Source organism: Actinopolyspora biskrensis, from assembly GCF_013408175.1.
Lineage (GTDB): Bacteria > Actinomycetota > Actinomycetes > Mycobacteriales > Pseudonocardiaceae > Actinopolyspora > Actinopolyspora biskrensis.
Genome location: NZ_JACBYW010000002.1, coordinates 290,058 through 309,860 on the forward strand (window position 1 = coordinate 290,058; position 19,803 = coordinate 309,860).

Annotated in this window: 17 protein-coding genes; 7 read left to right on the forward strand and 10 right to left on the reverse strand. The window is 67.7% G+C overall.

Annotation, left to right across the window (positions count from 1 at the left end; translation table 11 throughout):
- Positions 1-156: 156 nt before the first annotated feature.
- Entirely contained in the window at positions 157-2,391 is a 2,235-nt protein-coding gene (gene scpA / locus FHR84_RS07040) for a methylmalonyl-CoA mutase (protein ID WP_179534648.1), read from the reverse strand.
- Positions 2,388-4,313 carry a methylmalonyl-CoA mutase subunit beta gene (locus FHR84_RS07045; RefSeq protein ID WP_179534649.1) on the reverse strand — a complete coding sequence of 642 codons (1,926 nt, stop codon included), beginning with the start codon at positions 4,311-4,313 and terminating at the stop codon, positions 2,388-2,390. Before FHR84_RS07045 ends, scpA begins: the two co-directional genes overlap by 4 nt.
- 319 nt (positions 4,314-4,632) lie before the next feature.
- Here FHR84_RS07045 and FHR84_RS07050 point away from each other — a divergent pair, with 319 nt between their 5' ends.
- Positions 4,633-4,938, forward strand: coding sequence for a hypothetical protein (locus FHR84_RS07050; protein ID WP_179534650.1), 306 nt, complete (start codon positions 4,633-4,635; stop codon positions 4,936-4,938).
- 46 nt (positions 4,939-4,984) lie between these two features.
- Here FHR84_RS07050 and FHR84_RS07055 read toward each other — a convergent pair whose 3' ends face one another.
- Positions 4,985-6,193: a glycosyltransferase gene (locus tag FHR84_RS07055; RefSeq protein ID WP_179534651.1), complete on the reverse strand. Its 1,209-nt coding sequence runs from the start codon at positions 6,191-6,193 to the stop codon at positions 4,985-4,987.
- A gap of 235 nt (positions 6,194-6,428) precedes the next feature.
- On the opposite strand from FHR84_RS07055, the gene FHR84_RS07060 reads away from it, so the two are divergent.
- The 3 genes from FHR84_RS07060 to FHR84_RS07070 all read left to right on the forward strand — a co-directional run bounded on the left by FHR84_RS07060 (position 6,429) and on the right by FHR84_RS07070 (position 10,073).
- Entirely contained in the window at positions 6,429-6,764 is a 336-nt protein-coding gene (locus FHR84_RS07060) for a YnfA family protein (protein WP_179534652.1), read from the forward strand.
- 156 nt (positions 6,765-6,920) lie between these two features.
- Complete coding sequence (locus FHR84_RS07065) at positions 6,921-9,440, forward strand: DEAD/DEAH box helicase (protein ID WP_179534653.1); 2,520 nt, start codon at positions 6,921-6,923, stop codon at positions 9,438-9,440.
- A 213-nt stretch (positions 9,441-9,653) separates the two neighbouring features.
- Positions 9,654-10,073: an organic hydroperoxide resistance protein gene (locus tag FHR84_RS07070; protein WP_179534654.1), complete on the forward strand. Its 420-nt coding sequence runs from the start codon at positions 9,654-9,656 to the stop codon at positions 10,071-10,073.
- A gap of 72 nt (positions 10,074-10,145) precedes the next feature.
- Here the strand turns inward: FHR84_RS07070 and FHR84_RS07075 are convergent, their stop codons facing one another.
- Positions 10,146-11,015, reverse strand: coding sequence for an SAM-dependent methyltransferase (locus tag FHR84_RS07075; RefSeq protein WP_179534655.1), 870 nt, complete (start codon positions 11,013-11,015; stop codon positions 10,146-10,148).
- Positions 11,016-11,277: 262 nt separating this feature from the next.
- Here FHR84_RS07075 and FHR84_RS07080 point away from each other — a divergent pair, with 262 nt between their 5' ends.
- Entirely contained in the window at positions 11,278-11,637 is a 360-nt protein-coding gene (locus FHR84_RS07080; protein ID WP_179534656.1) for an ArsR/SmtB family transcription factor, read from the forward strand.
- A gap of 185 nt (positions 11,638-11,822) precedes the next feature.
- Here the strand turns inward: FHR84_RS07080 and FHR84_RS07085 are convergent, their stop codons facing one another.
- From FHR84_RS07085 to FHR84_RS07100, 4 genes are all read right to left on the reverse strand, one after another.
- Positions 11,823-13,163, reverse strand: a complete 1,341-nt coding sequence (locus tag FHR84_RS07085; RefSeq protein ID WP_179534657.1) for an acetyl-CoA carboxylase biotin carboxylase subunit — start codon at positions 13,161-13,163, stop codon at positions 11,823-11,825.
- A complete protein-coding gene (locus FHR84_RS07090; RefSeq protein WP_017974282.1) occupies positions 13,160-13,399 on the reverse strand; it encodes an acetyl-CoA carboxylase in 240 nt (79 codons plus the stop codon). The genes FHR84_RS07085 and FHR84_RS07090 overlap by 4 nt, the downstream gene beginning before the upstream one ends.
- Before the next feature lie 78 nt (positions 13,400-13,477).
- Positions 13,478-14,455: a 5-oxoprolinase subunit C family protein gene (locus tag FHR84_RS07095; protein WP_179534658.1), complete on the reverse strand. Its 978-nt coding sequence runs from the start codon at positions 14,453-14,455 to the stop codon at positions 13,478-13,480.
- Positions 14,452-15,354, reverse strand: coding sequence for a 5-oxoprolinase subunit B family protein (locus FHR84_RS07100; protein ID WP_179534659.1), 903 nt, complete (start codon positions 15,352-15,354; stop codon positions 14,452-14,454). Before FHR84_RS07100 ends, FHR84_RS07095 begins: the two co-directional genes overlap by 4 nt.
- Positions 15,355-15,559: 205 nt before the next feature.
- On the opposite strand from FHR84_RS07100, the gene FHR84_RS07105 reads away from it, so the two are divergent.
- Positions 15,560-16,330 (forward strand): LamB/YcsF family protein, encoded by a 771-nt coding sequence (locus FHR84_RS07105; protein ID WP_179534660.1) that lies wholly within the window; start codon positions 15,560-15,562, stop codon positions 16,328-16,330.
- An 85-nt stretch (positions 16,331-16,415) separates the two neighbouring features.
- On the opposite strand, the gene FHR84_RS07110 is transcribed toward FHR84_RS07105, so the two are convergent.
- Both FHR84_RS07110 and gad read right to left on the reverse strand, forming a co-directional pair.
- Positions 16,416-17,348, reverse strand: a complete 933-nt coding sequence (locus FHR84_RS07110) for a nitrilase-related carbon-nitrogen hydrolase (RefSeq protein ID WP_179534661.1) — start codon at positions 17,346-17,348, stop codon at positions 16,416-16,418.
- A gap of 161 nt (positions 17,349-17,509) precedes the next feature.
- Complete coding sequence (gene gad, locus FHR84_RS07115; protein WP_179534662.1) at positions 17,510-18,811, reverse strand: glutamate decarboxylase; 1,302 nt, start codon at positions 18,809-18,811, stop codon at positions 17,510-17,512.
- Positions 18,812-19,142: 331 nt separating this feature from the next.
- Between gad and FHR84_RS22810 the strand changes: the two genes are divergently transcribed.
- Positions 19,143-19,535: a helix-turn-helix transcriptional regulator gene (locus FHR84_RS22810; protein WP_179534663.1), complete on the forward strand. Its 393-nt coding sequence runs from the start codon at positions 19,143-19,145 to the stop codon at positions 19,533-19,535.
- Positions 19,536-19,803: the final 268 nt, after the last annotated feature.

The following is a 19,803-nucleotide window of genomic DNA, read 5'->3' on the forward strand; positions in this document are numbered from 1 at the left end:
CGCGTCCGGGCGCCCCGCTCGGACGAGTGCTCTTGGAACTTCTGACGGAGGGCCTCGTTCGGGGCGGGGCCGTTACTCGAGGTGCCCTGCAACGCGGCAGGGCGCCGACTCACGTGACGGCTACCCGACCAACCGCGCAAAGCTCTGCCGCGGGCCTCAATCCTCGTCGTGTCCCAGCTCGGTGCGCAACCGTCGCAGCAGCCCGTCCGCCGCTTCCGCGATCACGGTGCCCGGTCCGAACACGGCAGCCGCTCCGGCCTCGTGCAGTGCTTCGTGATCGGCAGGCGGGATCACGCCGCCCACCACGATCACGATGTCGTCCCCGCCGACCTCGTCCAGGGCCGCGCGCAGGGCGGGCACCAGGGTCAGGTGGCCCGCGGCCAGCGAGGACACGCCGACCACGTGCACATCCGACTCGACCGCTTGCCGGGCGACTTCGGCGGGGGTCTGGAAAAGCGGCCCCACGTCGACGTCGAAACCGAGGTCGGCGAAGGCGGTGGAGATCACTTTCTGGCCGCGGTCGTGGCCGTCCTGGCCCATCTTCGCCACCAGGATCCTGGGCCTGCGTCCTTCGTCCCGGGTGAACTCCTCGACCAGTGAGCGCGTCCGCTCGATCGTGGAGTCGTCCCCGGTCTCCTCGGTGTACACCCCCGAGATGGTACGGATCTGCCCCGAGTGCCTGCCGAACGCGGTTTCCAACGCGTCGGAGATCTCGCCCACGGTGGCGTGGGCCCGCGCCGCGTCCACGGCCAGGGTGAGCAGGTTGTGTTCCAGGTCGTCGGGACGCTGGTCGTCCACGGTGGCCTGCGCGGCCGCCGCGAGCTTGCGCAGCGCGTCGTTGCAGGCCTCCTCGTCGCGGTGTTCCCGCAGGGTGCGGAGCTTTTCGAGCTGTTCGGCGCGCACCGCGCTGTTGTCCACCTTGCGCACCTCGGGGGCCCCGTCCTCGGTGGATCCGGCGGGGCGGTGGCGGTTGACGCCGATCAGCGGCTGCCTGCCCGAGTCGATACGTGCCTGGGTGCGTGCGGCGGCCTCCTCGATGCGCATCTTGGGGATCCCCGCGTCGATGGCCGCGGCCATGCCGCCGGCCCGCTCGATCTCGTCGATGTGGGTCTGCGCCCGCTCGGCCAGGTCCTGGGTGAGGCGTTCGACGTAGTGGCTGCCGCCCCACGGGTCGATGACCCTGGTGATCCCGGACTCCTGCTGCAGCAGCAGCTGGGTGTTGCGGGCGATGCGCGCCGAGAAGTCCGTCGGCAGCGCCAGTGCCTCGTCCAGCGCGTTGGTGTGCAGCGACTGGGTGTGCCCCTGGGTGGCCGCCATGGCCTCCACACAGGTGCGCGCGACGTTGTTGAACGCGTCCTGCGCGGTCAGCGACCAGCCGGAGGTCTGCGAATGCGTCCGCAGCGACAGCGATTTCGGGTCGGTGGGACCGTACTCCGAGACCAGCCGGGCCCACAGCAACCTGGCCGCGCGCAACTTCGCCACTTCCATGCCGAAGTGCATTCCGATCCCCCAGAAGAAGGACAACCGGGGAGCGAAGGAATCGATGTCCAGGCCCGCGTTCAGCCCGGCCCTGATGTAGTCCAGCCCGTCGGCGAGGGTGTAGGCGAGTTCCAGGTCGGCGGTGGCTCCGGCCTCCTGGATGTGGTACCCGGAGATGGAGATCGAGTTGAACTTCGGCATCCGCGCCGAGGTGTAGGCGAAGATGTCCGAGATGATCCGCATCGAGGGTTGCGGGGGGTAGATGTAGGTGTTGCGGACCATGAACTCCTTGAGGATGTCGTTCTGAATGGTCCCCGCGAGTTTCTCCGGCGGAACCCCCTGCTCCTCGGCGGCGACGATGAACAGCGCCAGCACCGGCAGCACCGCGCCGTTCATGGTCATGGACACGCTCATCCGGTCCAGCGGGATGCCGTCGAACAGCTGCCGCATGTCGAGGATCGAGTCGATGGCGACCCCTGCCATGCCCACGTCGCCGGCCACCCGCGGATGGTCGGAGTCGTAGCCGCGGTGGGTGGCGAGGTCGAACGCCACCGACAACCCCTTCTGCCCGGCGGCGAGGTTGCGCCGGTAGAAGGCGTTGGACTCGGCCGCGGTGGAGAAACCGGCGTACTGGCGCACGGTCCACGGCTGGTTGACGTACATCGTCGAGTACGGGCCGCGCAGGTAGGGCGCTATACCGGGGTAACCGTGCCGGAAGCGCAGCCCTTCGGTGTCCGACTCCGCGTAGAGCGGTTTGACGTCGATGCCCTCGGGGGCGTGCCAGGTCAGCTGCTCGGGGGCTTGACCGGTCGTTTCCCGCACCGCCCGGTGCCACTGCTGCCCGTCCTCAGTGGCCGGAGGCTCGTCCAGCTCGACTTCGGTGAAGTCGGGAATCCTGTCGTGGCTGGTCATGATGTCGCTTTCGGAACGGCCGCGGTGGGCGAGGCCCACCGTTGGTGGATGTCGGTCAGCGCTTGCGGCACGTCGCTGCGGGCGTGGACGAAGCCGTCCACCCCTCGGGGAGCCGGGTCCTGGGGGGTGCGGGCCAGCAGCACGAGCCGCGCGCCCGCCGCCGCGAGGGCCGTGGCGGTGTCCTCCGCGCGCTGCTCGTAGATCTCGTTCGAGGAGCACAGGACCACCAGGGTGGTTCCCGAACGTTCGAACGCCTCCAGCACCTCCCCGGTCGTTTCGGTCTCCCCGGCCTCCTCGGTGGTCACTCCGCCCGTGGCGAGCAGGTTCCGCGTGAAGGAGGCACGTGCGGTGTAGGAGGCCAGCGGGCCGAGCGTCGCGAGGAAGACCTTGGGGCGCCCGGCGGGCAGCTCCTCGGCCATGCGCTCGGCCTCGTCGCGGAGCCGTTCGTAGTCCTCGGCGTAGCGGTGCCGGGGCAGCCCGCCCGTCTCCGGTTCCGGGGGGCGTGCGCGACGGGTGAGCGGCCGTTCGTTCGGGTCCGGGTACTCGCTGACTCCGGTGAGCTGGTCGGTGCGGTGGGCGAGTGCCTCACGGCGCCGTTGCCAGGTGCTGTCCAGCCGTTCGGCGACCATCCCCGAACCGAGTGCCTCGGACAGGCCTCCTGTCGCCTCGATGTCCTGGAACCAGCTCCACGCGGTTTTCGCGAGCTCGTCGGTCAGGGACTCCACGTAGTACGAGCCGCCCGCCGGATCGATGACCTGTCCGATGTGGGCTTCGTCGGTCAGCAGGGCCTGGGTGTTGCGGGCGATCCGGCGGGAGAAGGAGTCGGGCAGCCCCAGCGGGGTGTCGAAGGGTCGGACCGTGACGGACTGCGCGCCACCCGCTCCGGCGGCGAACGCGGCGATGGTGGAGCGCAGCATGTTCACCCACGGGTCGTGACGGGTGAGCATCGCCGAGGAGGTCACGGCGTGCTGCCGTTGACCCCGCGCGTGCTCGGCGACTCCGCAGGCACGCAGCACCCGTTCCCACATTCGCCGGGCCGCCCTGAGCTTGGCGATGGTGGTGAACTGGTCCACTGTGGCCGCGAAGCGGAACTCCAGCAGTCCGGCCGCGTTTTCCGCGGGCAGGTCCGCTTCGGTGAGCATGCGCAGGTAGGCGACCCCGGCGGCGACGGCACAGCCGAGCTCCTCGGCGTCGGAACCGCCTGCGTCGTGGTACGGCAGCCCGTCCACGCTGATGGCGTGCATGCCCGGATACTTCCGCGCGCAGCGGCGGGCGAGCTCCACGGCGGGACCCGTGTCGTGGGGGGCTCCCGTCCGAGCTCGCAGGCCCACGGGGTCGGCTCCGAGATTGCCGCGCAGCGATTCGTCGGCCACGCCCCACTGCTCGGCCAGCCGCAGCAGTTCCGCGGCGGCGCTTTCGTAGTGCTGTCCGGGATGGAGCACCACACCCGCGAGGTCGAGCCGGGTCCCGTGCAGCGCGTCCCCGAGATCTTCCACGGCGATTCCGCCGGGGCCCGTCCGCAGCCACACCGAACCGGCTCCGCCCTCCAGATCGGCCAGTATCTCGCGGTTGCTCGTGGCCGCGTCCGGGTCGTCGTGGTACTGACGAACGTCCCAGCCCCCGTCGACCGCGCCCGCGGGGCGGGAGTGCCTGGTGAACGGGGCCAGCCCGGGCAGTCCGTTCGCGGAGTGCCCGGCGCGCGCCGTGTACAGCGGCTGGACCTCGATCCCGTCGTAGGTCTCGGTTGCCAGCGCCTCCTCCGGTCGCTCCCGGGCGGGTGCGTCCCGGGGCAGCAGACCGGACTTGCGCAGCACCTGATCGACCTGCGCCTGCCACTGCCCGTGGGTGGGCGGTTCGAACCCGGCCATCAGATCGAGCCGGTCTCCGTGCTCGCTCGACGTTGAGCGCTCCGACGCCGTCATGGAAGCCGATGGTATGCCCGTGCTCGGCGAATCGAGACCGGCGTCGGGTGTGACGCGCGTCCCAAATTTGTTAGAGCTCGTTAACCGGAGCTGGGAGTCGCTCCGGGGAAGTGCTCACGCGGGAGCCCGCCGTGAGTTCCGAGTTCGTTCGGTGTTCGTCCGGGTGAAAATCGATCTTTCAGTTGTGCTAATCAGCAGTGCAGAAAGTTTCACTTGTGCTACCTATTTTGAGGGCGCATCCTCGTGTTGATCGACGAAAAGAGCTCCGCTCGGGAGACGGAACGAACCCCGGAGCGGTCACACCGGACGGGAGAGGACGATGACCGGACAGGCCACCGACGAATGCGCCACGCTGCCGCGTGAGGCTCGGGAGGAGATCTTCGGGGGTGACGGTTCCGGACCGCGGGAAGCGCCCCTCGAACGGCAGGACGAGTTCGCCACCCCGGAACCGCCGTCCGTCGGGCGGGAGGACTCGATCCCGGCCGAACAGGATGAACGGGATCCGGTCGAACAAGGACCGGTCGATCAGGATCGGGACTACGTCGAAGCTCCTCCGGGGGCGCGATCCCTGTTCGCCGCGGTACTCGCCGAGATCGGGAGCTGGCGCGCGGACGTCCTCAAGTGACGTCCGCGCGGTCGAACTCGAAAGACTGCCCGCGCGGAACCGTGGCTCACCGCTGCTCGAGCTGCCTCTCCAGGCCGGACACGATTTCGCCGAACCGGGGAAGCGCGCGGAACTCCCGTGCCATGGCCCGGGTGCGGTGGCGGTGGGCGGAGTCGGCGAGCACCGTCCCCAAGGCCGTGCGCAGCGAGTCGTGGGTGAGGTCCTCGAGGTTGAGGCGTTTGCCCGCCTCCAGCTGTTCGACTCGTTCGGCGTTGGCAGGCTGCTCGGCGGATATGGGCAGCACCACCATGGGAATTCCGCTGCTGAGCGCTTCCCGGACTCCGTTGAAACCGCCGTGGGTGATGAAGGCTTCGCAGGCGGGCAGCAGCAGTTGTTGCTGTGCGAAGGAGGTCAGGTACACATTGTCCGGACGGGATCCGGTCCAGTCCTCGGGAGAGACGCCGTCGCCGAGGGCGACCACACCCGTGACACGCAGATCGCCGAGTGCTTCCACGATGGTGTTCAGCAGGTTGAGTTCGCCTCCGCCGAGCATCCCGGCCGCGTTGGAACCGAGGGTGGCCAGCACCAGGGGGCGGTCTCCCGGCAGTTCCGCGATCGCCGGGTCGAGCTGTCCGGCCCTCGCCGGGGGAGCGTTGTAGTAGCTCGCGGAGGGGAGCCGCAGCGACTCCGGGTAGAAGCTTTCCGGGGCCATGCCGATCCTCCCACCCCGGAAGGGGTGCAGCGGATCGGTCACCGGTTCCAGGTCGAGCCTGCCGCGCTGCTCGTTGATCCTGGTGAGCATCGCCTCGGTGTTGAACGGGGCCAGCGGTCCGATGTCCAGGGCGGTGTGCCGCACTCCGAGGTATTCGGCCGCGTAGTAGCTCGCGTGGTCGGTGGATTCGCGGACGAGCAGGTCGGGGGCGAAGGATTTCAGCACCTCCACGGCCTCTTCCGCGCTGTCCCCCGCGACCGGTCCGGCGAACATGGCCGCGAAGTGGTCGTCCTGTGCGCGCAGCGTCTTCCGCCCCAGGTCCTCGAGGAACGCCAGGTCCAGCCCGAGTCGTTCGTGCAGTTCGGGGCGTTGGAGCATCTCGCGCGGGCTGATCGCGTTCCGCAGGGGAAGCGGGGTCAGTCCGAACGCGTGGATCTCTTCGGACAGTTCGGGCGAGGTCAGCACCGCCACTTCGTGTCCGGCCTCGGCCGCCAGCCGAGCGAGTGGAAGCACGGCCGGAACGAGGTGGGAGTAGAGGGGTTGGCTGCCGAAGGCGATACGCAAGACGACTCCAGAAGACGGTGCTGAATCGTGAGTGGTGCTGAATCGTGATCGGGCTCTCGAGATCGACGGTACGCGCCGAAGCGATCACCATCGGTGAGATGGTTGTCACACAACGCTTTCGTGTGGTCTTCGGGAGCCGACTCGCACGGTCCCGAACGGGTCGGGGGCCTCCGTGCCAGGAGCCCAGCGTAGGACGGCGGCCGGTGGGGGGCGGTGGAGGTCCTAACGTGGAGCCGTGCTGATAGCCCGTTCCATCGCCCTGTTCGTGTTGGCCGCTTTCTGCGAGATAGGCGGCGCCTGGCTGGTTTGGCAGGGCGTGCGCGAGCACCGGGGCTGGCTGTGGATCGGAGCCGGTGTGGCGGCGCTCGGGGCGTACGGGTTCGTGGCAACCCTGCAGCCCGACGCCCACTTCGGACGGATCCTCGCCGCTTACGGGGGCGTGTTCGTGGCCGGGTCGCTGGCCTGGGGAACGGCATTGGACGGCTACCGGCCCGACCGCTACGACGTCGTCGGTGCGCTGATCTGCCTGCTCGGCGTGGCCGTGATCATGTACGCCCCGCGTGTTCGGTGAACCACAGTTGCAGGCGAAATCCCGAGGGGCTTCCTCGGACCCGGCGGGCGCCCTTCCGCCGGGCGGGTTGCGCCGTATTCCCGGAGCACTCCCCCGAACGAGTGTGTTCGACCCCACGTGCCCACCACGGACGCCGAACGGGAAGATGGAGGGGAGATGACGCTTACCGACCAGCTCCCCCCGACGCCCGATGCCGATCCGGACACGCTCCTGGAGGGCTTCACCACCTGGACCGCCGATCAGGGGTTCGACCTCTATCCCGCTCAGGAAGAAGCGCTGATGGAGGTGGTGTCGGGATCCAACGTGATCGTCAGCACCCCGACCGGCTCGGGGAAGAGCCTGATCGCGGTCGGCGCGCACTTCACCGCCCTGGCGAGCAAGCAGCGCAGTTTCTACACCGCGCCCATCAAGGCGCTGGTCTCGGAGAAGTTCTTCTCGCTGGTCGACACGTTCGGCCCGGACAACGTGGGAATGCTGACCGGCGACAGCAGCGTCAACCCGGACGCCCCGATCATCTGTTGCACCGCCGAGATCCTGGCCAACATCGCGTTGCGCGACGGGGAGCGCGCCGAGGTCGGCCAGGTCGTCATGGACGAGTTCCACTTCTACGCGGAACCGCAGCGCGGCTGGGCGTGGCAGGTGCCGATGCTGGAACTGCCGCAGGCCCAGTTCGTGCTGATGTCGGCGACGCTCGGGGACGTGACCGGCTTCAAGCAGGACCTCACCCGGCGCACCGGCCGGGAGACGGCCGTGGTCAGTTCCGCCGAACGCCCGGTCCCGCTGACCTTCCGCTACGCCATGACCCCGCTGCACGAGACCATCGAGGAACTGCTCGGTGGCAACCAGGCCCCCATCTACGTGGTGTACTTCAACCAGGCATCCGCCGTGGAGCAGGCGCAGGCTCTGGTGAGCATGAACGTGGCCAGCAGGGCCGAGCGGGACGCCATATCCGAGAAGCTGGGCGGTTTCCGATTCACGGCCGGGTTCGGCAAGACGCTCTCGCGGTTGATCCGGCACGGCATCGGCGTGCACCACGCGGGGATGTTGCCGCGCTACCGCCGTCTGGTGGAGCAGCTGGCCCAGGCCGGGTTGCTCAAGGTCATATGCGGCACCGACACCCTCGGGGTCGGCATCAACGTGCCGATCCGCACCGTGCTGCTGACCGGGTTGACCAAGTTCGACGGCAACCGGACCAGGCACCTCAAGGCCCGGGAGTTCCACCAGGTCGCGGGACGTGCCGGACGCGCGGGCTACGACACGGACGGCTACGTGGTCGTGCAGGCGCCCGAGCACGTCATCGAGAACGAGCGCGCGCTGGCCAAGGCGGGCGACGACCCGAAGAAGCGCCGCAAGGTCGTCAAGAAGAAGGCCCCCGAGGGCTTCGTGTCCTGGGGGCAGAAGACCTTCGACAAACTGGTCGCGGCGGAGCCGGAGCCGCTGGTGTCCAGCTTCAACGTCACGCACGCCATGCTGCTCAACGTCATCAGCAGGCCGGGTGACACCTACGCGGCGATGCGCAGGCTGCTCACCGACAACCACGAGAGCCGCCCCGCTCAGCGCAAGCACATGCTGCGTGCGATCGCGATCTACCGTGCCCTCGTGTCCGCCGGAGTGGTCGAACAGCTGGAGGAACCGGACGAGCAGGGCAGGCTGGTGCGGCTGACCATGGACCTGCAGTTCGACTTCGCGCTCAACCAGCCGCTCTCGCCGTTCGCGCTGGCGGCCATCGAGCTGCTCGATCCGGAGTCGCCGAGCTACGCGGTCGACGTGCTCTCGATCATCGAGGCGACGCTGGACGATCCCCGTCAGGTGCTGGGGGCGCAGCAGGCCAAGGAGCGCGGAGAGGCCATCGCCAGGATGAAGGCCGAGGGAGTGGAGTACGAGCAGCGGATGGAGGTGGTCGAGGAGATCACCCACCCGCAGCCGTTGGCCGACATGCTGGAGGCCGCCTACGAAACCTACCGGCAGGGCCACCCCTGGGTCTCCGAGCACGAGGTGTCGCCGAAGTCGGTGGCCAGGGACATGTACGAGCGCGCGATGAACTTCGTCGAGTTCGTCAACCACTACAGCCTGGCCCGTTCGGAGGGGCTGGTGCTGCGGTACCTGGCCGATGTGTACAAGGCGCTGCGGCACACCGTTCCCTACGACGCGAAGAGCGAGGAGCTCGGCGACATCATCGAGTGGCTCGGGGAACTGGTGCGCCAGGTGGACTCCAGCCTCCTCGACGAGTGGGAGCGGCTGCGCAACCCGACCGCGGAGCCCACGGACGGCGAACCGGTCGACGAGGGCCCCGCCAAGTTGACCGAGAACACCCGCGCCTTCCGCGTGCAGGTGCGCAACGCCATGTTCCGCCGGGTCGAACTGGCCGCACGGGAGCGGTTCGACGAACTCGCCGCGCTCGAGGGCGAGAACGGCTTCACCGCCGAGGACTGGCAAGCGGCGATGGACGAGTACTTCGAGGAGTACGACGAGCTGGCCACCGATGCCGACGCGCGTGGTCCCGCTCTGTTCATGGTCACCGAGGAGTCGCAGCGCTGGTTGGTGCGCCAGGTTTTCGCCGACCCCTCCGGGGATCAGGACTGGGGGATCAGTGCCGAGGTGGATCTGCCCGCCTCGGACGAGGCCGGGGTCGCGGTGGTTCGGGTCACCTCGGTGGGGCGGTTCGAACAGTACTGACGGAGTTCTCCCGAACGGCCCGTCGCTTCGGTTCTCCTTCCGAGGCGGCGGGCCGTTTTCGCGTCCGGAGCGAGTGAGCCCCTCCGCGCTGTGGTGATCGGTTCCGCTCCCGCTCTCCCCGTGGGCGGGTACGCACATAAAGGTTGCGCGCAATTTAGTTTTGGGCTATTGTTTCGGGTGTAGCCGGACAGTGCTCTCAGGAGGGCAGCGAGAATGACGACGTCCTACACGGCCGAGGCCACCGCGACCGGATCTGGCAGGAGCGGGCGCACCCGTTCCTCCGACGGGGTGCTGGATCTGGGACTGTCCGTTCCACGGGAACTCGGTGGAGCGGGCGGTGAGGGCACCAACCCCGAGCAGCTGTTCGCGGCGGGCTACGCGGCCTGCTTCCACAGCGCACTGCAGCTGGTGGCCCGGCGGGAGAAGGAGAACATCGAGGGGTCCTCGGTCACCTCGGAGGTGGGCCTCGGGCCCGACGGGAACGGCGGATACCAGCTGTCCGTGACGCTGCGCGTGGGGCTGCCCGGTTTCGAGCACGCCAGAGCGCTCGAGCTGGCGCGGGCCGCCGATCTCGTGTGCCCCTACTCCAACGCGGTGCGCGGCAATGTGGACATCGAGCTGAGCGCGGAGTGAGCAGCTCGGCGTTCTCCCGAAGCATCCGCTCCGGGAGAGCGCCGCCGCTCCCCGCCGTCGGCTGGAGGCGTCTCAGCCCTCGAGTCGCGCGGAGAGTGCGCACGAATTGCGGAGGACCGGTCCGAGACCCTCGTCGGCGGGCAGCTGTCTGCCGTGCCGTTCGGCGATGTCGGTGAACGACTCGCGCGAGGTGCTCCACCCCGCCGGGCGCAGCCGTTCGGCCGGGTCGGGTTTCCGCTCGCCGGGCACCAGTTCGGTCATGTCGATGCCCCACCGCAGCGCGATCTCGTTCAGCCGCGAGTTCCCGAGGTCCTCGGGCAGCTCCGCGTGCTCGATCATCAGCCGGCTTCCCGGGGCCGAAAGGGAGCGCACGCTGTCCAGCAGGTCGCGCTCCGCTTCCGCGGGAAGGTACGGGAAGAGCCCCTCTGCGAGCCACGCGGTGGGGAGCTCGGCGTCGAAGCCGGCTCGTTCCAACTCGTGGGCCCAGTCCGCGCGCAGGTCGACCCCGATGGAGTGGCGCTCGCACCGCGGTCGCACGTTTTCGGAGTCGAGGACCGAGTCCTTGAACTCGAGGACCTTCGGCTGGTCGACCTCGAACAGCCGGAATCCTTCCGGCCAGTCCCCGCGGAAGGTCCTGGTGTCCAGGCCGCTGGCCAGAATGACGGCTTGCCGAACACCGCGTGCGCCTGCTTCCGCGAACCAGTCGTCGAAGTAGCGGGTGCGTACCGCCATGTAGTCGGCCATCCGGTCCAGGAGGGGCGCCTCGTCGGCGGGGGAGGAGGGGAGCTCGATCGGGGACTCGGCGGCTCGTACGAGATCGGCCGCGTGGGGGTCCTCGACGAGCCGGTCGTTCCTGGCGCTTTCGAGGGCGCGCCCGCTCGCGACGGCGAGAGCCGTGACACCGACTCCGGTCGCGATGTCCCAATCGTTCAGCGCGGTCACCCGAGCACCTCCGAGTCGGACCAATTTATTTCGTTAGCAACACTAACTTTGCTGATTCGACTGGCAAACCGGTGTGATCGATATCGCGTTTTCAACGGTGCGGCGGGCGGCACGCCCCCTGGCGAGGTGCCGGTCGGCCCTCTTCCAGTGGCACGTGAGCACCGGAAACGGCCGTCAGCTCAGCCCGGGGAGGAAGCTCCGCTCCGGGGGCGGTTCTCGGCGCTGCGCGCCGTGGTGATCAGTCGCTCGATAGACTGCGCTCATGGGTCACGGACTCCGCGACGCGACCATCCCGACCGCGCGCCTGGACCACGATTCGGCCGTCTCCGTCGCCGAGACGCTGCAGGCGCTGGCCACGCCGTCCCGCTTGTTGATCCTGAGCGAGCTGCGCCAGGGAGCCCGTTCGGTGAACCAGCTGGCCGAGGCAGTCGGGATGGGGCAATCGGCGGTCTCGCACCAGCTGCGCGTGCTGCGTTCGCTCTGGTTGGTGAAAGGGGACCGGGCGGGCAGGGCTGTGGTGTACTCGCTCTACGACACGCACGTCGCCCAGTTCCTCGACGAAGCGGTTCACCGCGTGGAACACCTCCACCCGAACACGCTCGAACGTCGGCGATCCCTGTGAAAGCGGTTCGTCCCGGCTCGCACAGGAGGTCGGCACTCGAGTCGGTTCCTCGCAGCGCGGGCCGGGGCGGGACGGTGCCTCCGGAGGAGCTCCCGGAAGCACCCGCCCCGGCAGGCGCGGAACCTCCGTCCGGCGCCGGCGGGAAAACCCCGCCCCGAACCGACGACCCGGCCGGAAGAGCCCTGTCAGGACCGCTCCTCCAGCCAGGTGGTGTGCACCGCTCCCTCGGTCAACTCCCCGTCGTCGACCAACTCGCGATGAAGCGGGATCGTGTTCGCCACGCCCTCCACCCGGAACTCCGACAGGGCCTGGCGCGCACGTGCGTAGGCCTGCTGCCGGTCGGCTCCCCAGCAGACCAGCTTCGCGATCAGCGAATCGTAGAAGGGACTGATCTGCTCGCCCCTGGTGAGGGCGGTGTCGAGCCGGACCCCGGGGCCTCCCGGGGCCTCGAAGGAGGTTATCTCCCCCGGGGTCGGGAGGAAATCGTTGTCCGGGTCCTCGGCGTTGATCCGCAGCTCCACGGCCGCTCCCGAGTGTCGCGCCGAGTCCTGCGTGAGGGACAACGACGCACCGTCGGCGATCCGAAGCTGTTCGGCCACCAGGTCCACACCGGTGATGGCCTCGGTGATCGGGTGCTCCACCTGCACCCTCGTGTTCATCTCGATGAAGTAGAACCGTCCGTCCGGATCGACCAGGAACTCGACCGTCCCCGCGTTGCGGTAGCCGACGTGCTCGCCCAGCCGTTTCGCCGCCTCCCCGAGTTCGTTCCTGGTGCGCTCGTCCAGCCCGGGCGCGGGAGCCTCCTCCAGGAGCTTCTGCCTGCGGCGTTGTACCGAGCAGTCGCGCTCGAACAGGTGAACCAGGTTCCCGTGGTGGTCGGCCAGCAGCTGCACCTCGACGTGCCTGGCACGTGGAAGCGCGCGTTCCAGGTATGCGGTCCCGTCCCCGAAGGCGGACTGCGCCTCGGCACGGGCCCCGGCGAAGACCTCGGTCAGCTGGGTGGCGTCCCGTACCGGTCGGATGCCTCGTCCACCGCCGCCCGCCGCGGCCTTCACCAGGATCGGATAGCCGATCTCCTCGGCGACGCGCACCGCGTCATCCGTGTCGGTGACCGGCCTGCTGCCCGGAACGACCGGAACTCCGGCCTCGGTCGCGGCGCTGCGCGCGCTGGCCTTGTCCCCCATCAGTTCGATCACCTCCGGGGGAGGGCCGATGAAGGTGAAACCGGCGGCCGTGACCGCGCGGGCGAAAGCCGCGTTCTCCGAGAGGAAGCCGTAGCCGGGGTGGACCGCGTCGACCTCGGCGTACTTGGCCGCCTCGAGGATCGCGTCGGTGTTGAGGTAGGACTTCGCCGCCGGGGAACCGCCGATGTGCAGCGCCTCGTCGGCCATTCGTACCCAACGCGCGTTCTTGTCCGTGTCCGAGTAGACCGCAACGGCCTCGTGACCCGCCGTGTGGCAGGCCCGCACTATGCGCACCGCGATCTCACCGCGGTTGGCGACCAGGATTCTGCTGCGTCCCGTCATGCTTCATCGACCTCGACAATGCCCTGACCCGCCTCGACCTCGTCACCGTCGCCGAGCAGGAACTTGCTGATGATTCCCGAGCGATCGGCCTTGACTTCGTTGAACGTCTTCATCACCTCGATCAGGGCGACGAGCTGTCCGGGTTCGACCGTCCCGCCTTCCTCGATGAAGGGGGCCTGTTCGGGAGAGGGACGTCGGTAGAACACACCGGGCAGCTGTGCGTTCATCGTGGACATGACAGCCTCCTTCGACGAGAGGTCCGCTTGAGCCGCTGCGCGTTGCTGACCGCCGGGGTGCTTCGCGTCCTCCGGCGCTCAACCAGTCAGAACCGTGCGGAGCTTGTGCAGCCACGCGTCGCGGTCCTGACGAGCTTGTACGGCGGAGTCGACATCGGTGGCGTTGAACCGCACGTAACCGCCCGTGCCGGTCTGGGCCACGCGATCGCGGTCGGCCGACACGACCGTGCCCACGGTCGCGTAACCGCCACCGGTGACAGCGTCGTTCAGCAGGATGATCGGCTCGTTGCCTCCGGGGATCTGGACGGACCCGATCGGATAGCCGAGGTCGACGACGTTGGCCGGATCGCTGCCCGCCCCGAAAGGTTGTTCCCGCTCGACGAAGTCGATCGTCCCGCCGCGAAGACGGTAGCCGATCCGGTCGGCGTCCTTGGTCACTTTCCACGTCGTGTCGAGAAAGGAGTCCAGCGCGTTCTCGGTGAGCCGGTAGGAACACAGCCCGACCACCAGGCGCAGTTCCACCACGTCGGGAAATTCGGGCAGGAACTCCTCGGGAACGGTGGTGCCCTCGGCGGGGGGATCCTGCGCCTGCCCGAGCGGAACGCGGTCCCCTTCGGCCAGCGCGCGGCCCCCGAACCCCCCGATCCCGGTGAGCTTGTAGGTGGAGCGGGAGTTCAGGTACTCGGGAACGTCCAGTCCCCCGCTGATCGCGACATAGGGGCGTGCGCCCGCCTTGAGCGGACCGAATCCGAGGACGTCGCCCGGTCCCACTCGCAGGCTCATCCACATCGGAGCGGAGGCTCCGCTGACCGTGACGGAACAGTCCGCTCCGGTGACCGCGACGGTGCGGGAATCGGTGAACTCGAGTTCCGGTCCCAGGTAGGTCGCTTCCAGCGCGGCGGTCGGCCCCGGGTTCCCGGCGAGGAGGTTGGCGATGGTGAAGGAGTAGCGGTCCATCGCGCCGGAAGGGGGCATGCCGATCGCGTAGTGCCCGTCGCGTCCGGCGTCCTGGACCGTGGTGTACAACCCTCCCGAACGGACTAGTACTTCGTTCATCGGTACAACTCCTCCAACAAGTCGCGGTTGACCGAGTCCGGGTCCTCGAGAAAAGCCGTGGGCGAGAACTCCACCTCACGAATGCGGTAGCGGAAGGTTCCGGCCTCCACCTCCGAGCGGACGTGGTCGTACTCGGCACGATCGATGGGGCGATAGCGCAGAATGTCGCTCGGCCGCGGGAACGCGATCCGGTCGTGGAAGTCGGGCAGGCTCTGGGTGCCGTCGAACACGGGGGCGGGTGCGATTCCGAACAGCTGGTACCCGCCCGCACCGCGAACCGGGTAGACGACCGCGAAAGCACCGCCGTAACCGAACGCCCGCTCCGGGGTGTCCGTTCGCGGGCGCACGTACTTGGGCACCTCGATCTGCCGCTCCCGCGGGACCATCTGGTAGCAGAAGGGCAGGCCCGGGACGAAGCCGAGCATGGTGACGATGAAGGGAGCGCTGCCGATCGCCTCGATCAGCTCTTCGACCGCGGAGAAGCCGTTGATCCGAGCGGCGTACTCCAGATCGGTCACGTTCGGGTCCTGGTGATTGTCCCTGAACCGGAGCAGGGTCTCCCTGGTCCAGGGGTCGTCGAAAAGCACCGGGACGTCCACTACCCGGGTGGAGACCACACGGGTCCCGTCCAGTTCGCCGGCCGAGTGCTCCAACCGTCGCAGTTCCTCGACCAGTTCGGTGGGGTGCAGTTTCCCGGGGTCCAGTCTGACCAGATAGGAGGCGTTGGAGGGGCAGATGTCGACGACCCCCTCCAGTTCCCGGTCACGCAGAGCCCCGGTGATCGCCATGGCCTTGAAGTTGGCCTGCAGGCTCATTTCCCGGTCCAGCTCGACGAAAACGAACTCGTCTCCCCCGAACTCGTAGCGGGCCTCTGGCAGTCGTACCGTCGTTTCCGCCATATCGACCTCCGGGGTTGACTGCGATCTGTCCGTGTGCACGAGCATGCATCGCGCGGATTGATGACGCAGGACTTACCCGCACGGGTTTCGCACGTTCGAGGGACAGGCTGATTGATTTCGCGACGCGCGACAACGTCCGTCTGCATGAATCGTCAATATGAAGTAGGGTGTTTGTGACCGGTCTCACTCGCCGTGGAGGTGCGGAATGCAGACGTTGGTGGACCTCAACGCCGATGCGGGGGAGAGTTTCGGACGCTGGACTCTCGGCGCGGACGACCAACTGATTCCGCTCGTCAACTCGGTGAACATCGCCTGCGGATGGCACGCGGGGGATCCGGGCACAATGCACAGGACGTTGCGGATCGCGCGGGACGCGGGGGCCTCGGTGGGGGCCCATCCCGGTATGCCCGACCTGGCCGGATTCGGGAGGCGGGCCATCGCGCTGAGTCCGCAGGAGGCGGCGGACGCGTGCCTGTATCAGTTCGGGGCGCTGCGCGGTATCGCCGACAGCTTCGGAGTTCCCGTCACGCACGTCAAACCACACGGAGCGCTGTACGGGCTGACGCTGCGGGACGAGAACGTGGCCGACGCGGTGGTCGACGCGCTGGCCAACGCCGCCCCCGAGACGAACATCGTGTTGCTGGCCGGACACACGGCCCAACGGATCGCTGCCAAGGGATACCCCGTGGTGCGGGAGGCGTTCGCGGATCTGGACTACGACGACAGCGGGCACATCGTCATCGAACCGGTGCCTCGGGCGAAATCCCCGCAGCAGTGCACCGAACAGGCGATGTCAGTGCTGCGGGGTGAACTCGTCTCGATGAACGGTGAGACGGTTCCGGTGGACGCCGACACGATCTGCGTGCACGGTGACCGGCCGAACGCGGTCGAGATCGCGGAGACGATCCGTTCCCGTTTCGACGCGGAAGGGGTCGGAACCGCGCCGATGGCCACCGTGCTCGCGAAGCGCGGCTGAAAACCGGCCGCGCCTGTCAGCGGTCTCCGTCAGTCAGGTGCCCCGGACGAACCGGAAGACCCCCTTCCGGGGCAGCCCGTACCGGTCATGTGGCGGGCAGCAGTTCGTGCCGGAGGGAGACCCGGAGGTCGCTGTAATGATCACCTTCCGGGCTGAACGGAGGAATCCGGTCCGGGACGCAGTCGCTGACCAGCAGTGAGTCCACCGAGCGTTCCTCCGGGCCTGCCGCCACCAGAGCACTCCCGTCCGGCGCCCACACGCCGGAGTTGCCGCGGTACTGCCAGTACCCGCGTTCCGTGCTTTCCCAGCCGCGCCGATTGGCGTAGGCGACGAAGACACGCCACACCGAGGCCATGGCCGGAATGATGTGCTCTGTCGCGTCCGGGTAGGGGACCCGTGTCGGTGTTCCGTCGTGCAACACGAAGTGCTGATCCGCGGCCGTGGGGCCGACCACGAGACCGGCCCCCCGCTGCACCAGACTCTGGTAGAGCGGGGGGAACTCGCATTCGTAGCAGTTCAGCAGTCCCACCGGATACTGGTTGATCTTGGACACGGGCGGGAGCTCGGTGCCTGCCGTGAAGTTGGCACGTTCGGCGGCTCCGTAGAGATGGGTTTTGCGGTAGTTGGCGACGAGTTCGCCGTCGGAGACCAGCGCGATCGAGTCGTGCACGGTACCGCGGGAAGCGCGTTCCACGTAGGGCAGCGCGATGGCCGTTTCGTAGCGCAGGGACAGTTCGCAGGCGGTTGTGACGGTGTCGCCCGAGCTGGGCTCGGCCAGCTGCTGGCACTCATCCGGGCTCAGCGCGTAACCGGTGACATAGCACTCGGGGAAGACCGTCAGCTGGCAGCGGTACATGCTCGCCATGCGAACGGCCTCGTGCAGCCGCCGCAGGTTCGCCTCAACCGCGTCCGGCGTTCCCACCGGGTTCTCGGCCTGGAAGATTCCCAGACGTATTCCACTCCCCGCGTAGGGAGGTTCCTGACTGTTGAGCCTACAGACGGCACGGATCGGCGACATTGCCGCTCCTTTCATCCGGTTGGTGTTCGAAACGGTCCGGAGCGCTGTACGGGCCCCGGAAACTCGACGTGGCCGTACGAACTTCCGCAGAGGAGGGGCTTCCGGTACGGGGGCCTCTTCCGGTACCGGGACGGGGCGGCCACGGAGAATCTGTGGCGACTTCAGGGCGTGGTGACGAAACGCCGCACGTTCGACAGCAGGCTTTCGGCCTCTCCCCGAGTCATGTCGTCACGTATCACCACACGCAGCACGTCCGTCTCCTCCATATCGGGCGGAAGTGCGTAGACGGGAACGGACCAGCCCAGCTGGCCCAGGTAGTCGGACAGTTCGTGCAGCTTCCACTGCACGTGGTCCCGGAGCCGAAGCGCCACCACGGGCAGTTGGCGGCCGTCTCCGAGTATTTGGAACGGCCCCGTCTCGGCCAGTGCGTCGGCCAGCATCGCGGCGGTCTCGCGGGTCCGTGCGTGCGCGGCGCGGTAACCCTCGAAACCGAGTCGAACGAAGTTGTAGTACTGCACCACCACCGGTGCGGCGGAACGCGAGAAGGTCAACTCGTGGTGCGTGCGGGGACTGCCCAGATAGTTCGTCCGGAAGTTCAACCATCCGGTGCGTGCCTGTCGGTTCCGCCAGAGCATCCAACCCAGCCCCGGGGGGACCAGACCGTACTTGTGTCCGGAGGTGTTGATGGACTGCACCCGGGAGAGCCGGAAGTCCCATACCAGTTCGGGGTCGAGGAACGGTGCTATGAAACCGCCGGAAGCCGCGTCGATGTGCAACGGCACGTCGACACCGCCCGACTCGGCGAGCTCGTCGAGGGCGGCGGCGATCTCGGCAATCGGTTCGTAGCTGCCGTCTATGGTGGATCCGAGGATGCCGACCACCCCTATGGTGTTCTCATCACACAGCTCGGTGACCGACTCGGGGGTCAGGTGCAGTGCCTGTGGTCCGACCGGGGCGACACGGGGTTCGACGTTCCAGTGCCTGCAGAACTTGTGCCAGCAGACGTGTGCGTTGGCCCCGAAGACCAGGTTCGGCCGAGCGTTCCGGCCCCGGTAGCGGGAGTTGTGCTCCCACCTGCGAAGCAGGGCCGCTCCCGCGAGTAACGCGGCCTCGCTGGAACCGGTGGTGGCTCCGCCGACCACGCCCTTGGGATCGCCGTTCCACAGCTCCCCGAGGATCCGGACGCACTGCTGCTCGATTTCGGTCGCCGCGGGGTACTGGTCCCGGTCGACCAGGTTGTATTCGAGATATTCACTGAACAGCTGGGCGGCTTCCGGCTCGTAAGAGGTGGCCAGGAAAGTGGCGAGGTTCATCGTGGGGGACGTGTCACCCCCCAGGCGCTTCCTGAGCACATCCGCGGCAGCGGAAGCCTCCCTACCGTGTTCGGGCAATTCGCCTGGCGGTACCTGTGTGGAAGCTGGTGTGCCAGGTCGGCTGACCGCCGGCCTACCCGACATGTTCATCTCCTAGGAATCGAGTTGTCGTTGTACCGACTTTCCGAAACCTATGGCGGGAGAGCGGTGCGAGCACATAGGAGGAAGGTTCCACTCCTCGTGATCACGGGCTGGAATGGCGGTTGGCTTTAATGGTCCGTTAGTACGAATTCTATGAACAGAAGTGCTAAATCGACGCCGGGAAGGTGGAATGTCCCCTCGGACGTGACGACAACCAGGATGGTGTCCGAGCCGGCCCCGGCCGCGAAAAGTGACCGAGATCACCGCGGTGGCTCGAAACACCGCCAGGGGACCGTCAGGTCGATAGGTGGCAATGGTGGAGAGTGGCGGGAGTCATTTCATGATCGATTCTTACCGGAAGGCACTCGATTCGGCAATCACGGCGATGCTGCGCGAGGCCATGGAGCACTCGGAGGCCTTGGACCATCTGGTCGACCAGATCAACCAACTGGTCACGCTGCGGGTGAGGCTGGCTGGGTACCAGGGGGAGGACCAGGACGGCGACGGGGAGGTCGTGAAGTCCGAACCTTCCGGGCTCGACCGGCTGACCCGGCGTGAGGGGGAGGTCCTCGACCACTTGGTGCGTGGCAGGTCCAATCGTCAGATCGCGCGCTCGCTGTCGATATCGGAGCGGACCGTGAAAAATCACCTGCACGGTATATTCACCAAGTTGGGTGTTGCGGACCGCACTTCTGCGGCGATCACCGCGCTCGACGAAAGTCGGGATTCTTGATCATCTTCTCGGTGGCGCTTCGACGCGGGAAGCCTTTTCGCTGAAATGATCAAGTTGGGTCGGTCGATGAGCGGGAAGCGGGGATAAAACGTGCCTGTGTGGAGCTTCGGCCGTGCGAGCACGAAGTGTTTGGCACGATGGTGTGAGAATTTAAAACGAAAAATATTCGGAAGATTTCCGGTTCTCACGTCGCGGAGAACGGTCGTCTTCCGGTGTCGTCGCCGGGCAGCCTGGAAACATCGGCACGTGTGCCCCGGAGGTCCGCTGT

Excerpts from the sequence above, each read along its gene's own strand:
- FHR84_RS07065 (WP_179534653.1), top strand. The coding sequence starts at position 6,921 with ATGACGCTTACCGACCAGCTCCCCCCGACGCCCGATGCCGATCCGGAC.
- scpA (WP_179534648.1), bottom strand. The coding sequence starts at position 2,391 with ATGACCAGCCACGACAGGATTCCCGACTTCACCGAAGTCGAGCTGGAC.
- FHR84_RS07050 (WP_179534650.1), top strand. The coding sequence starts at position 4,633 with ATGACCGGACAGGCCACCGACGAATGCGCCACGCTGCCGCGTGAGGCT.
- FHR84_RS07105 (WP_179534660.1), top strand. The coding sequence starts at position 15,560 with ATGCAGACGTTGGTGGACCTCAACGCCGATGCGGGGGAGAGTTTCGGA.
- FHR84_RS07100 (WP_179534659.1), bottom strand. The coding sequence starts at position 15,354 with ATGGCGGAAACGACGGTACGACTGCCAGAGGCCCGCTACGAGTTCGGG.
- gad (WP_179534662.1), bottom strand. The coding sequence starts at position 18,811 with ATGAACATGTCGGGTAGGCCGGCGGTCAGCCGACCTGGCACACCAGCT.
- FHR84_RS07085 (WP_179534657.1), bottom strand. The coding sequence starts at position 13,163 with ATGACGGGACGCAGCAGAATCCTGGTCGCCAACCGCGGTGAGATCGCG.
- FHR84_RS07090 (WP_017974282.1), bottom strand. The coding sequence starts at position 13,399 with ATGTCCACGATGAACGCACAGCTGCCCGGTGTGTTCTACCGACGTCCC.
- FHR84_RS07045 (WP_179534649.1), bottom strand. The coding sequence starts at position 4,313 with ATGACGGCGTCGGAGCGCTCAACGTCGAGCGAGCACGGAGACCGGCTC.
- FHR84_RS07070 (WP_179534654.1), top strand. The coding sequence starts at position 9,654 with ATGACGACGTCCTACACGGCCGAGGCCACCGCGACCGGATCTGGCAGG.
- FHR84_RS22810 (WP_179534663.1), top strand. The coding sequence starts at position 19,143 with ATGATCGATTCTTACCGGAAGGCACTCGATTCGGCAATCACGGCGATG.
- FHR84_RS07080 (WP_179534656.1), top strand. The coding sequence starts at position 11,278 with ATGGGTCACGGACTCCGCGACGCGACCATCCCGACCGCGCGCCTGGAC.
- FHR84_RS07110 (WP_179534661.1), bottom strand. The coding sequence starts at position 17,348 with ATGTCGCCGATCCGTGCCGTCTGTAGGCTCAACAGTCAGGAACCTCCC.
- FHR84_RS07095 (WP_179534658.1), bottom strand. The coding sequence starts at position 14,455 with ATGAACGAAGTACTAGTCCGTTCGGGAGGGTTGTACACCACGGTCCAG.